This window comes from Shewanella psychrotolerans, assembly GCF_019457595.1.
Classification (GTDB): domain Bacteria; phylum Pseudomonadota; class Gammaproteobacteria; order Enterobacterales; family Shewanellaceae; genus Shewanella; species Shewanella psychrotolerans.
Genome location: NZ_CP080419.1, coordinates 580264 through 592955 on the forward strand (window position 1 = coordinate 580264; position 12692 = coordinate 592955).

Below are 12692 nucleotides of genomic sequence, written 5' to 3' on the forward strand. Positions count from 1 at the left end.
AGCCGGAGGGAGTAAAAGGTTTAGAAATTGACAACTAATGAGGCGTTAACGTCATATGCTGTGTCGACTGCTGGTAGCATTGAGAATGCAGTACCAGCGATCACATCATCAATTTTCTGTGGCGCGCCAACAGGGGTGCCACTCCCTGTGTATTCATAGTCGTAATAGAGACCAGCAAGCTTGATGAACATGCGTGGATTGATATCGAACATGTAGTAGGCTTCAGCAACGTGACCTCGGGTGGCTAACTTGCTACCAATAGGATCATCCTGGGCTTGAGTGAATGGAGTCCAGTATTTAGAGCCATAGTTATATTCGAGACCAAATTTACCGTAAGGAACAGTAAGTTGAATACCGACGTAGACGCCGTAGCCATCTTTAGCATCATCTGAGTCCGCAGCGCTTGGCATCATAATGATTTCGCTACCATCGGCATTAAGCTGTGCTTCAAATACGGCATCGCTTAACATGCCACCGAACATACCAGCATTGCCGTTACCTTCGGCGCGAGTCCAACCTAGAGAGGCAAATACTTTCATGTCCTCATCGCTTTCATAGGCATACCCGATACCACCTAAGTACATGTCACCGATGACACCGCTGGGTTGCACTCGGGTTTCGAAGTTGAAGTTAGAAAACTTCTGCATATCTTGGTACATGGTTGGTGCAAAAATGCCCGCTAACTGAGTGGGGAAGGCCATGGTGCCTTTAAAACCGTCGTTAATATCTTTGGCGCCAAACAGGGTAAATTGCAGGAAGTGGTTACCGTCGTTGATGGCATCGATATTGAAGCCGCCAAGATGAGTATCTTTGGTGACTATATCGCCAAACATCTCGCCGTTCCCCCACTGTGATTCGAAACCTTGACCGTAGCAAAAGCGTACTATCTGGCCATCGATACCGGTAATTTCACTGAGGTTATAGCCTAAGGTCAAACCATCAAAGTTAAAGTTAACTAAGTGGCCTGACGGTGTGCCACCACGTTTTTCATTTTCACGGTAGTGAGATGGAGGACCGTAGGTCGAAGGTCTGCGGCCTATCGATAGGAAAGTATTCGAGCCGCCGATATCTTTCCAATTGAAATAAGCGCGCTCCACTCTGAGCCAGTCACCGCTGGTGTTACCGCTGCTGGTGCCATCCATAGTGAATGAGCGCCATGAATCGAATACTTGGGTGCCTGTTGAGTCGCCCCAGTTTTTATACATGCTTAGGCGACCAGCGAAGCTAACATTATCCCAGACCTTGGCTTTTAGATTCAGGCGTAAACGGGTGGTGTAGAAAATATCGTTGTTAATATCTTGGGTGGTCTTTGGTGCGAGCACATAAGGCATAACACCTTGTAGCAGGCCGTTTTGGAAAGCCATTGCAAGATCTGGGTTGGCGCTGAGCATCTGTCCTAGTGGTGAGCTAGGGTCATTAGGCATACCAAAGGCACCAGACATGGCTTTTTGACCAAAATCATTAAAGTCTACCTTGATAGCAGGATTCCAGGTGACATTTTGGTAATGCAATGAATGGGCCTTGGTACGAAAATCTCCAGTGATTTCAATTCTATCTAACGAAGTATGACGCTCATTTTTATCCACACGGCTGTTAATATCGTCAATTTCTCGTGCTAGTTCTGCTAGCTGCTGTTTTAGGTCTGCGAGCTTTTGTTGTTCTTGGTCAGCACTGTAGGCGCTGCCTGAAAAAGCTAATGCATTGGCTATTAATATTGATAGTAGAGTACGCATGTGATCTCTCCCGTTGCGTAAAGATGCAGTAAGTTGGCCGCTTTTTTTTAACCGCAAGTTTGAGGCTGATCAGAGTCCGCCGCATGGTCATAAAGGAACTGTTGAATATCTAAACGGTCCTTTTCTGAAAGGTTTTCAAATACGTCCGGTTTTACTTTGTGCATATCACGTTGGAAGAAGCGGTCCCACTGACTCATCGTTTTACTCATCGGGGTTAATTCACCTGCAGCATCACCTTTGCTATGGCAGGCTTTACACTCTTTTTTGTAGAGATGTTTGCCCTTTTTAGGGTTACCGCCATCTACGGCGTAGGCTTGTCCGCCGATTGACAGGGTTAACATTAAGCAAGTCGCAATTTTTACTAGGTTCTTCATCATCTATTTCCTTAATCACTACTGCGAGTGATTTATTGACATGAAACAAAATGTTTGCTTCTTGTTTTAAAATTTAGCAAAAGAGATTGGATGTTAATTTGATGTTGATCACTTTAATTAAAATAATCTAATTGATAAAAATATCATCAATAAAAATCTAATGATTGTTATTTAACTTATTGTTATTTAATGATTTAGTTTTATGGTTTTATGCGGTTTGAAATTTGCGTGGCCAGTTTTTTGATGATTTATGTCACATATCATTATTTTAACGATGTCTAAATAAGCTTGGTTAACAGGTGGTTTTGAGTTTTGAAGGAGACTGTTAAGTTATGTTGTTGCGAAAATGTGGGTGGGTGAAATTGCTTTGAATACTCGTTTTATTTGGGGTGACAATATCATAGACAGTGCTACAGCAATTAGGGTAAAGATGTGATCGCTCAGCGACCATTTAGCACGAAAGGTTAGGGCTGATGAGGTTCAATATATTAATTATGTTGTAGGGCATAAATCGTCCACAATATGCTGATGATGAACTATCTTTAAAATCGAGCGGCAGGAGAATCAAAATAAAAAAATTAGGGTGAATGGAATGAAGTTCCTTAATACGGTATTTACCATGGTGTTGGGAGGTTTGTCTGTATCGGCATTCGCTGGTCAACAATATTATGAAGCACGCAGTGATGCGATGGGAGGTGCCAGTGTTGCTTCTTCTCATCGTGAGGGGGCCGCCTTTATCAATCCAGCATTATTAGCTGTGCATGCGCCAAAATATTCTGGCGGATTGGTGATGCTACCTGCGTTGGGAGCCGATGCCGCCAATGTAGATAACCTAAGCGATCAATTTGATGCGCTTCAGCTGTCCTATGATGGATTAGAAAGCGCTATTGATGCAGCCGATGCGGCAGGAGTTGAGAGTTATAAAATGGCGCTAATCGGTGATTTACAATCTTTAGAAGATGAAAGTGCTTATGTTAGCGCAGGGCTCGGTTTCTCTGTGGTATTGCCCACTAAGCGCATGCCAATGGCAGTATTCTATAAAACGTATATTGATGCGGTGAGTGTCGCTGCGATAGAGCAAAGTGATTTAGATTTGTTGGAAAATATCGATCCCAATAGTCCTCCCGCCTTGACTGATCTGGATTCCCAGGGGGCCGTTATCGCTGGTGCAGTTTCAGATTTAGGGGTTGCACTTAGCTTTCCTCTATCCATAGTTAACATGCCGATAGCTGTCGGAATATCGCCTAAGTTACAACGTATTGATACATACAATTATGTCATTAGTGCTAATGATTTCGATGCGGGTGATTTCGATGATAAAAAATATCGTAACAAGGAGACCGCGATTAACTTAGATGTCGGTGTCGCAATGCAGCCCTTAGAAGGAATGGTTGTTGGTTTGTCTGGTCGTAATTTGATCAGCCAGAAAGTGGATACTGTCGAGTCACTGGGGCGTCAATTTACTTATCGAGTTGAGGCGCTTTATACCGCAGGGGTTTCTTATGGGTGGAATAGATTTAGCGTAACGACAGATATAGATCTCAATAAAAATAAGCGCTTTGATGAGATCGATAGCACCCAGTACTGGCGTGTTGGCGGTGAAATAAAAGCAACCGATTGGTTTGCCTTACGTTTAGGATATCGTCATGACCTTGAGGATTCGACCGCTGACATCTATTCCATTGGCACGGGATTTACCGTTGGCCGTTCATTCAATTTCGACTTAACCGGCATGATGGGTAGCGATGATGTTATTGGCGGTGTGCTTCAAACGTCTTATCATTTTTAAGTTTGATAATTAAAAACGATAAAAGCTGAGGCAAGTGATTGTCTCAGCTTTTTTGATATTAGTTTGACGATAACATATTATAAATTAATTGCTTATCTCCAAAATGGACTTAGTTGCTAAGATGATTGCGCTGAGACTACAAAGACAGAGTGTCATGATCCGTGTTTTATGTTTATCTACTCGCCCAATGAGTCGATTCGCCAGCAAATACCCTAAGATAACCGATGGTAATAGCAGTAACGAAATATAAAAGTGGTGTAATGTCAGCAGGCCACTGAAGCCTAAAATGATGAGCGCTATAGTTGAGCTGAAAATAAAAAATGCCGACAGTGCTGCTCGGAACTGTTTGGCGTCTTTTCCTGACAGTAAGATCGCTAATGGTGGCCCGCCAATGGCGGCAATATTACCAAAAATACCAGACAATATACCTGCTGCAAATAAGCTAGTTCGCGTGATAGGAAGAGATAATTTAAGTAAACTTAGCAATACTGCCAGTGCCACAATAATTGCTATGGCTAAACCTAATATGGGTTGTGGTGCCCATAGCAATAGCGAAGCACCTAATATACCCCCTGGAATTCGTCCAATTAGCGCATATTGCAGACCGTTAAACTCAAGTGAGCCTCGTTCTCTAAAAAGTGTTAACAGTGAGATGGAAAATCCCATCAAAATTACTGGAGCAGGAACCAGACTAGGATCGACAAGGTAAAGCAGTGGCGAGGCGACAACGGCTAAGCCAAAACCGATAAGACTTTGAGTTAACGCACCTATGAATATAATCAATGAGGCGAGCACTAAGATCGTAGGATCGATGAACAAGTCAGCCACGGTTACTCCATTTGGCAGGTGGGATAGACAAAAAAGGGATCGCTAATGGATCCCTTTTTAGATGGCAATTTGGTGAGTAGAGCGTATTACTCTAGCTCTTCCCATTCGATACCCATCTCTGTCATTAACTTTTTTACTTCAGCTGGGATACTGTCAGGCTTGTCTTTTGACAAGTCATCGTCATGGGGAAGAGGTTGACCAGTGTAGGCATGTAAAAATGCCTCGCAGAGCAATTCGCTGTTGGTGGCATGGCGTAAGTTATTTACCTGACGACGTGTTCGCTCATCGGTTAATACCTTAAGTACTTTTAGAGGAATAGAAACAGTGATTTTTTTCACTTGCTCATTCTTCTTACCATGTTCAGCATATGGGCTGATATAATCGCCATTCCACTCAGTCATCGACTCACCTGTAAATTCTCAAATTCGGGGCAGATTTTATACCCTTACAAATTACAGTCAAATTATTGCCTTTAATTTTTGTGAATTGCAAATAGATTTCTAAATGTTTGGACGTCTAAACGTCTAAATATGTTGACGGTGACGAGTTGCTTAGGTACATTTAGACGTCCAGACATCTCTTTGTGATAGATGACTGTTAGCGTATCGATTTTAGGAGCAATAGATGACAGAGCGAAAACTAGCCACCGCAGCGGTTCGTACCGGTATTGAGTCGGATACTCAACATGGTGCTGTTGTACCTCCCATTTACCTGTCGACAAATTACGCTTTTGATGGTCATAACAATCCCCGCGACTTTGACTATAGCCGTTCGGGGAATCCGACTCGATCTATTTTGGGCGATGCGATAGCTGAATTAGAGAGAGGGGCAACAGGTGTGGTGACTTGCACCGGTATGGCAGCCATTACATTGGTAACTAGCTTGCTTGGGCCTGATGATCTGCTGATCGTGCCTCACGATTGTTATGGTGGTAGTTATCGTCTGTTTACCAATCTTGCAAAGAAAGGGGCTTTTAAGCTTATTGTCGTCGATCAAACCGATCCTAAAGCGTTAGAGGCAGCGATCGCTCAGCAGCCCAAAATGGTATGGCTAGAAACGCCTTCTAATCCACTGTTACGCGTGGTTGATATCGAAGCAATAGCGAACGCATGTCACGGTGTCGGTGCACTGGTTGTGGTCGATAACACCTTCTTATCTCCTATTTTGCAGCAACCTTTATTACTTGGCGCAGATATTGTTATTCATTCAACCACCAAATATATCAATGGTCACAGTGATGTGGTCGGCGGAGCGGTTGTCGCAAAAGATGCTGAGCTCGGCGAACTGCTGCATTGGTGGTCTAATACCTTAGGGTTAACTGGCTCAGCTTTTGATAGTTATCTGACTTTGCGTGGTTTACGTACCTTGCCAATAAGAATTCGCGAGCATCAAGCAAATGCACAGAAGGTACTGGCGCTGCTGACATCTCACCCTGCGGTTGACAAGGTATATTATCCAGGGCTTACAGAGCATCCTGGGCATGAGATTGCAGCAAAACAGCAAAGAGGCTTTGGCGCTATGCTCAGTTTTGAATTAAAAGGTGGAGAATCAGAGCTTATTGCGTTTTTAGATCAGTTAAAATACTTTTCAGTGGCCGAAAGTCTTGGTGGGGTAGAGAGCTTAGTTGCAGTTCCTGCTACCATGACCCACAGAGCGATGGACCCAGAAGCGCGCTTTGAAGCGGGAGTAAAAGATACTCTGATTCGTTTGTCTGTGGGGATCGAAGATGGTGATGATTTGGTTGCTGATATTCTGGCGGGTCTAGATGCTGCTGAAGCAGTAAGTTGTTAAAGGTATTGAGGAGCAAAAAATGACACGATGTCATTTGCATAAATTTGGTGGTTCTAGTTTAGCTGATGCAGATTGTTACCGCCGTGTCGCTCATATTCTTCTTACTCATGGCCATAGCGATGATCTCATTGTGGTTTCTGCTGCGGGTAAGAGTACAAATTTTTTATATAAGCTGCTCGACCTAAGTGAATCTAATCAACTGTGGCAAGAAGAGCTGCAAGTATTGATTAGCTATCAACAGAATTTAATTGAACAGTTACTCTCTAATGAACAAGCCCGTAGTTTACGTGAGCGTTTATCGACCGATAAAGCACAATTAACGAGCTTACTCTCGATTGACCCATTAAATGATTATCAGCGTAATCAAGTGGTCAGTTTCGGTGAGCGTTGGTCTTCGCGACTATTAGCTGCATTGCTGCGAGAGTCTGGTGTAGTCGCATCCGATGTCGATGCTCGTACCTTATTGGTCGCTGATGAAGGTGCCGTGCCGCAGATCCGTATTGAGCAATCTAAGCGTAAAGTACAAAACTTGCTTAATAAGCATCCTAATGAACGACTAGTGATCACCGGCTTTATTTGTGCCAACGATAGAGGGGAAACCTTGCTTCTGGGGCGCAATGGTTCAGATTTTAGTGCCACCTTATTTGCCAGTCTTGCAGATATCGAGCGGGTGACTATATGGACCGATGTCGAAGGGGTGTTTAACGCAGATCCTAATCGTATTAACGATGCTAAACTGCTAAAGAGTATGTCTTTAACTGAAGCTAACCGCTTGGCCCACCTAGGTTCACCTGTACTGCATAATCGTACATTGCAGCCACTATTTGATACCGAAGTGAGTCTTGCTGTACGCTCAAGTTACGCGCCTCATACTGACTTTACCTTAATTGCACCTAAGAGTTCTTCTGCTAGCGCGCCTGTGGTAACGAGTTTGCCTAGCGTATCGTTATTTTATTTGACGCTAAATGCCGAGTTACCTCAGTTACTGAACTGTTTTGCTCACGCGGGCTTGACACCACTCGCCTACTGGTCGCTTGCCCATGGACGAGCAGAGCTTGCTTTCACCCATGAAAACCAGAAGCAGGCATTAGCCATATTTGAAGCGAATCGTGAATTCTTGGGGATTGACGAGCTGCAAATGCGTGAAGATCTTGGTCTTGTTGCGCTAGTTAGTGCCGATGCCGGACTATACCGCCGTGGTTTCTCGCGATTATTAAGTCGTGATGCTCACCCTTTATGTAATGATGGTTTGAGCTTGGTGACCTTGGTGCCTAAGGCGCAGGTTAATCTGTTAACCCAGAAAGTACATCGCCGCTGTGCGGGGCCAAGAAAGCGTATTGGGGTGTTACTGCTTGGCATTGGTAACATTGGTGAAGCTTGGATTGAGCTGTTTAAACGAGCCAGGCCAGTTCTCAATAAAGAGTTAGAGGTCAGCGTCGAGTTGGTGGGACTATTGAGCTCAAAACAAGCCCTGCTCAGTGAAACGGATATCGATTTAGACAACTGGAAACAAGAGTTTGACGAGCGAGCAACGCCTTGGCAGTACACCCATCTATTTGAGCAGTTGCAACGTCTTGAGTGTGATGAACTTATTGCGCTCGATATTAGTGCCAGTTCAGACTTAACCTTGCAATACCCTGAGTTTTTTGCTCGTGGTATTCATATTGTTAGTGCTAACAAATTAGCGGGTTCTGGGCCGTTGCCTTTCTATCAAGAGCTGAAGCAGCAACTGGGTAATCGTCGATTATTTTGGCGCTACAATGCCAGTTGCGGTGCAGGTTTGCCTGTGCAGCATGTGCTTAATGATTTACACAATAGTGGCGATCAGATTGAAGCCGTTGGGGGCATATTTTCGGGCACCTTATGTTGGCTGTTTGAACATTTTGATGGCAAGAAACCCTTTTCAGAACTCGTTATAGAAGCAAAAGGATTGGGGATAACAGAGCCCGATCCTAGAGACGATCTTTCTGGCCGAGATATGCAGCGTAAACTGCTCATTTTAGCCCGCGAGATAGGCTACGACATTGAGCTCGATGACATTGAGTTGCAGTCCTTAGTACCTGCACACCTTGCAGATATTTCGGTGTCTGAATTTATTGAGCGTTTACCTGAGTTAGACGATGAGATGCAAAGGCAGTTTCAAGCTGCTGCTGAGCAGAATAAAGTGCTGAGGTATGTGGCGGCGCTCGATCGCCTCGATGGTCAGCTCAAAGCGCAAGTGGGTATTGAGTGGGTAGACAGTAATCATCCGTACGCAAATTTAACTCCCGGTGACAATGTGTTTGTGATCCGTAGTGATTTTTATCAGGCGAATCCATTAATCATTCGAGGCCCGGGCGCTGGCAGAGAGGTCACGGCTGCGGCTGTGCAGTCGGACCTTGCACAGATCTGTCGTGATCTCTTGCAAGAGTAACGGTGAATGATAGTGGCTTGGATCACTGAACCGCTTATACGCAGAATAGAGCCGTTAATATAGCGGCTTTTTTTTATTGTTTTTTATTTGTGCTCTTTATCTTTTTTTGACCTTATACTGATGGATTAAACAGATTTGCATAAATTGTTTCTCCTCGCTACCAAATCCTCATTTTCCTTTCTGATGTCGACTCGTTTGATTGGTTGTTTAAGTTAAATTTAACCATGGCTTATGCCTTATTTCAGACGCTTTCAAAGGTGGAGATTCGTGCGGAACACACTATTTTTAATTTTGATTAACTTTTGCGCTTGACTTCAAACTGAGTTTCTCTAGTATATGGACATATAGACGTCCAAACGTCCATTTAACATTTATTCGAACGTCTGAGGAAATTGAGATGGCTTTTCACCACGCACAACATGCAAACTCATTAAACCAAAGCTTGTCTGAGCTCAATGGTGACATAAACGTTTCTTTCGAGTTTTTCCCGCCGGCCTCGCCAGAGATGGAAACTATCTTATGGAACTCTATTCGACGTCTTGAGCCACTTAATCCTAAGTTTGTTTCGGTGACCTATGGCGCTAACTCTGGCGTTCGCGATCGCACCCATGGTGTGATTGAGCGTATCCAAAAAGAGACCAATTTGGTCGCCGCGCCTCATCTTACGCTCGTCGATGCTAGCGATGAGGAGCTTGTTGAGTTAGCAAAGCATTACTGGAACTCAGGCATTCGAGATATTGTTGCGTTACGTGGTGATTTACCTAATGGCAGTCCTAAGCCGACTCGATTTGCTAATGATCTCGTTCGCTTACTACGTTCGGTAGCTGATTTTGACATTTCTGTCGCTGCCTATCCCGAGGGGCATCCTGATGCTACCAATGCGCAAGCCGATCTGATTAATCTTAAGAAGAAGATTGATGCGGGCGCCAATCGAGCCATTACTCAGTTTTTCTTTGATGTAGAATCTTATTTACGTTTTCGCGACCGCTGTGTCGCGGCGGGGATCGATGTCGAGATCATCCCTGGTATTTTGCCCGTGACTAACTTTACTCAATTAAAACGTTTTGCGGGTATGACTAATGTGTCCATTCCTCGTTGGCTACATAAGCAGTTTGAGGGGTTAGATGACGACCCATCGACGCGTCAACTTGTTGGGGCTAACGTGGCTATCGATATGGTCAAAGTGCTATCTCGTGAAGGGGTGAAGGATTTTCACTTCTATACCTTAAACCGCGCCGAACTAACTTATGCCATTTGCCATACGTTAGGTGTTAGGCCTGCAAAATAAGGTTTGCTGTTTACGCGTCAAACGCCTCAGTGTTAACGCTGGGGAGCCGTTATGCATAGGGTTTACACTGCGGCTAATGTTATCTATGAGAATATGCCCTGTGGTAAGAGTATTCAGCTGAGTGCTCAACAAGCATAGGTTGTTGCGGCATTCGTCGTCTCCCATTCGCTTCCACAAGATCCTCGATATACAGTTGATATTGAAGCCTTGCAAAAGCAATCTCATCAACATCAGGGCTATTAGGGTAAGAGTGCTGGTGGCAATGTCCTGCTCGGTAGCAAAGCGTACCCTATAAATCCATCGAAATAACGGTAGCAATATTGAGCCAGTATTAAGGGAGTGGTAGCTTAGACTATTATTCCCTTTTTTATAGCAGCCCATGGCTCAATCGATTAATAGCGATAAAGTGTGTCCATTATGCCAACGGCTCAATGCTTGTGCTGTCGCAAACAAGCAGTCACTTGAGCATTGTTGGTGTCATCAAGAAGTTTTCCCACCCAAAAGCACAGTAGGCTTAAGCAATCAGGATATAAAGGCATGCATCTGTCAGAGCTGTGCCGAACGGCTGCTTGAGGAATATCAGTTAGGATTAAAACGAGTGGATTGAGCTGTACAAGTTTACCGTTATAAGCCGACTTAAATCTTTGAAGAAGTAAATCGGTCGTCATGTGCTACAGAGTTATTATACAAAGATAAAAAAGGAGCCATTAGGCTCCTTTCGCTAAAATTAATATCGAGGTATTAGGCGACTTCGTAGAAGTTAGGCACGACATCCAATCTTGCTTGGATAATCTCACTTGCCATACGAGTACATTTGCCACACTGGCTACCAACGCCGAGGCGCTGTTTAACATCTGCCAACGAGGAATCACCTTGGTCCACAGCCTGTTTTATCTGGGTGTCAGTGATGGCGTAGCATAAGCAAACATACATACTAATAACTCTTTCAGTTTCGATAGTTGTAATTGTAAATGAAAACAATTCTCAATTCTAATAACTATCAGCTATATAACTGAACTTATATGGATAGATCGAGCTATTAAAAAGGGTGATAGATATCACGGTTTACTGCCCGTATAGAAATAAGTTCAACCAGACATTCTACTGCTATTTGTAATGCTGATTTAGTATCCACGCTCAAAATTCACTTGATTGTTTAACGGTTGATTATTAATGAGTTTGTGGTAGTTGTTAGCAAAAATTTCCACTACTTGCTCTGGAAAACTCGGCGCCGCAATGTGCGGAGTGATGATCACATTGTTGAGTGACCATATTGGATGCTCTTGTGGTAAAGGTTCCTGATTAAACACATCTAAAATAGCGTGCTGTTGTTTGCGCTGACTAAGCTGCTGATAGAGTGCATCAAGATCGAGTACATCGCCACGGCCAAGATTGAATAGAATGGCGTCATCTTTAAGTAGGCTTAAGGTCTGTTGATCTAAAATACATTGGGTACTGGGCGTGCTTGGTAGAATCGCAGCAATCGCATCGGCTTGAGCAATATGGCTTGCTAAGTTGGCTAAGGTATCGATATGGTCAAAACCTAGGGTCGGTTTAGCACCTCTGTTGATACCTGTTACATGCATGCCAAAGTGCTTAGCCGTTTGTGCAATATGCTGTGCTATGCTGCCGGTACCGAGTAACAGTAAATTTTGACCTTGAAGGGTTTTAAAGTTTCCTGGACGCCATATTTTTTCTGCTTGTTGCGATTTATATTGTTGATGATGGCGTTGATGGGCAAGTAGATATCCAAATAGATACTCGCTCATTAAGGGGCCAAAAATACCTTTAATATTGGTGAGTAAGTAGTCTTTACGTAGCCGAGGTTTAATCAACGGATCCACCCCCGCATAAGTCGATTGTAGCCAAGTGATACTTTTGGCGTGGCCGATTAATGGCGCAGCTAAAGGCGGCTCAGCTAGCCAAATATCGGCAGTTAGTATGCTTTGGGGATCGTCACCAAGTATGGTTAAGTGAGGTAAGTGACACGAGGTTAGTAACTTTCGATATTTTTGATTGTCACTGGTGAGGAGCATCAGTTTGTGTTCCATAGTGAGTCCTTGTTACTGTTATTCTTGTTATTTGAGAGTGTTGCTTTTTGGGTTTGTTAACCTGAAATCGGAGATTATACCAATTAGTATAAAGATGTGATCGCTCAGCGACCATTTAGCACTAAAGGTTAGGGCTTATGAGGCAAGGTATTTAATTACTCCTTGGCTCTAGCATCCTCGGTAACGGCTCCATGTGTTACCCTACCTCCTAAATCCCTTTAGTCGTGCTTCGCCTTACCTTCTATATCCATATCGTCGTGCATCAAAGACATTCACAACATCTGATCTCCAGAGATGGAGGGAATCTCTTAAGTATGTCGGCAACATACAAGATCTTGTTGTTTGCAACGAGTGAAGCGCATATTTGTTCTAGGGTCAAACTCGTTAACACAGTATCAAAAGTGCTAAAAATCGCCTGTTAGGCG

At 43.8% G+C, this 12692-nt stretch carries 11 protein-coding genes; 5 read left to right on the forward strand and 6 right to left on the reverse strand.

What is annotated here, in order from left to right; all coding sequences use genetic code 11:
* Positions 1 to 20: 20 nt before the first annotated feature.
* Both K0I62_RS02630 and K0I62_RS02635 read right to left on the reverse strand, forming a co-directional pair.
* Positions 21 to 1733 (reverse strand): DUF3373 domain-containing protein, encoded by a 1713-nt coding sequence (locus K0I62_RS02630; RefSeq protein WP_220070002.1) that lies wholly within the window; start codon positions 1731 to 1733, stop codon positions 21 to 23.
* Between the two features lie 47 nt (positions 1734 to 1780).
* Positions 1781 to 2110 carry a c-type cytochrome gene (locus K0I62_RS02635; RefSeq protein ID WP_220070003.1) on the reverse strand — a complete coding sequence of 110 codons (330 nt, stop codon included), beginning with the start codon at positions 2108 to 2110 and terminating at the stop codon, positions 1781 to 1783.
* Between the two features lie 589 nt (positions 2111 to 2699).
* On the opposite strand from K0I62_RS02635, the gene K0I62_RS02640 reads away from it, so the two are divergent.
* Positions 2700 to 3896, forward strand: coding sequence for a conjugal transfer protein TraF (locus K0I62_RS02640; protein ID WP_220070004.1), 1197 nt, complete (start codon positions 2700 to 2702; stop codon positions 3894 to 3896).
* Positions 3897 to 3980: 84 nt separating this feature from the next.
* Here the strand turns inward: K0I62_RS02640 and K0I62_RS02645 are convergent, their stop codons facing one another.
* Entirely contained in the window at positions 3981 to 4715 is a 735-nt protein-coding gene (locus K0I62_RS02645) for a sulfite exporter TauE/SafE family protein (protein ID WP_220071259.1), read from the reverse strand.
* A 95-nt stretch (positions 4716 to 4810) separates the two neighbouring features.
* The gene (gene metJ / locus K0I62_RS02650; RefSeq protein WP_220062133.1) at positions 4811 to 5125 is read right to left on the reverse strand and encodes a met regulon transcriptional regulator MetJ; all 315 of its coding nucleotides are present in this window, start codon (positions 5123 to 5125) and stop codon (positions 4811 to 4813) included.
* Between the two features lie 223 nt (positions 5126 to 5348).
* On the opposite strand from metJ, the gene metB reads away from it, so the two are divergent.
* The 4 genes from metB to K0I62_RS02670 all read left to right on the forward strand — a co-directional run bounded on the left by metB (position 5349) and on the right by K0I62_RS02670 (position 10823).
* The gene (gene metB / locus K0I62_RS02655) at positions 5349 to 6515 is read left to right on the forward strand and encodes a cystathionine gamma-synthase (protein WP_220070005.1); all 1167 of its coding nucleotides are present in this window, start codon (positions 5349 to 5351) and stop codon (positions 6513 to 6515) included.
* A 19-nt stretch (positions 6516 to 6534) separates the two neighbouring features.
* A complete protein-coding gene (locus K0I62_RS02660; protein WP_220070006.1) occupies positions 6535 to 8928 on the forward strand; it encodes a bifunctional aspartate kinase/homoserine dehydrogenase II in 2394 nt (797 codons plus the stop codon).
* Between the two features lie 397 nt (positions 8929 to 9325).
* A complete protein-coding gene (gene metF, locus K0I62_RS02665) occupies positions 9326 to 10216 on the forward strand; it encodes a methylenetetrahydrofolate reductase (RefSeq protein WP_220070007.1) in 891 nt (296 codons plus the stop codon).
* Positions 10217 to 10595: 379 nt separating this feature from the next.
* The gene (locus K0I62_RS02670; protein WP_220070008.1) at positions 10596 to 10823 is read left to right on the forward strand and encodes a cysteine-rich CWC family protein; all 228 of its coding nucleotides are present in this window, start codon (positions 10596 to 10598) and stop codon (positions 10821 to 10823) included.
* A 134-nt stretch (positions 10824 to 10957) separates the two neighbouring features.
* Here K0I62_RS02670 and K0I62_RS02675 read toward each other — a convergent pair whose 3' ends face one another.
* Together K0I62_RS02675 and K0I62_RS02680 are read right to left on the reverse strand one after the other, a co-directional pair.
* The gene (locus K0I62_RS02675) at positions 10958 to 11149 is read right to left on the reverse strand and encodes a bacterioferritin-associated ferredoxin (protein WP_220063075.1); all 192 of its coding nucleotides are present in this window, start codon (positions 11147 to 11149) and stop codon (positions 10958 to 10960) included.
* Positions 11150 to 11340: 191 nt separating this feature from the next.
* On the reverse strand, positions 11341 to 12267 hold the full coding sequence (locus K0I62_RS02680; protein ID WP_220070009.1) for a D-2-hydroxyacid dehydrogenase: 927 nt from the start codon (positions 12265 to 12267) through the stop codon (positions 11341 to 11343).
* Positions 12268 to 12692 lie beyond the last annotated feature (425 nt).

Excerpts from the sequence above, each read along its gene's own strand:
- K0I62_RS02630 (WP_220070002.1), bottom strand. The coding sequence starts at position 1,733 with ATGCGTACTCTACTATCAATATTAATAGCCAATGCATTAGCTTTTTCA.
- K0I62_RS02635 (WP_220070003.1), bottom strand. The coding sequence starts at position 2,110 with ATGATGAAGAACCTAGTAAAAATTGCGACTTGCTTAATGTTAACCCTG.
- K0I62_RS02640 (WP_220070004.1), top strand. The coding sequence starts at position 2,700 with ATGAAGTTCCTTAATACGGTATTTACCATGGTGTTGGGAGGTTTGTCT.
- metJ (WP_220062133.1), bottom strand. The coding sequence starts at position 5,125 with ATGACTGAGTGGAATGGCGATTATATCAGCCCATATGCTGAACATGGT.
- metB (WP_220070005.1), top strand. The coding sequence starts at position 5,349 with ATGACAGAGCGAAAACTAGCCACCGCAGCGGTTCGTACCGGTATTGAG.
- K0I62_RS02660 (WP_220070006.1), top strand. The coding sequence starts at position 6,535 with ATGACACGATGTCATTTGCATAAATTTGGTGGTTCTAGTTTAGCTGAT.
- metF (WP_220070007.1), top strand. The coding sequence starts at position 9,326 with ATGGCTTTTCACCACGCACAACATGCAAACTCATTAAACCAAAGCTTG.
- K0I62_RS02670 (WP_220070008.1), top strand. The coding sequence starts at position 10,596 with ATGGCTCAATCGATTAATAGCGATAAAGTGTGTCCATTATGCCAACGG.
- K0I62_RS02675 (WP_220063075.1), bottom strand. The coding sequence starts at position 11,149 with ATGTATGTTTGCTTATGCTACGCCATCACTGACACCCAGATAAAACAG.
- K0I62_RS02680 (WP_220070009.1), bottom strand. The coding sequence starts at position 12,267 with ATGGAACACAAACTGATGCTCCTCACCAGTGACAATCAAAAATATCGA.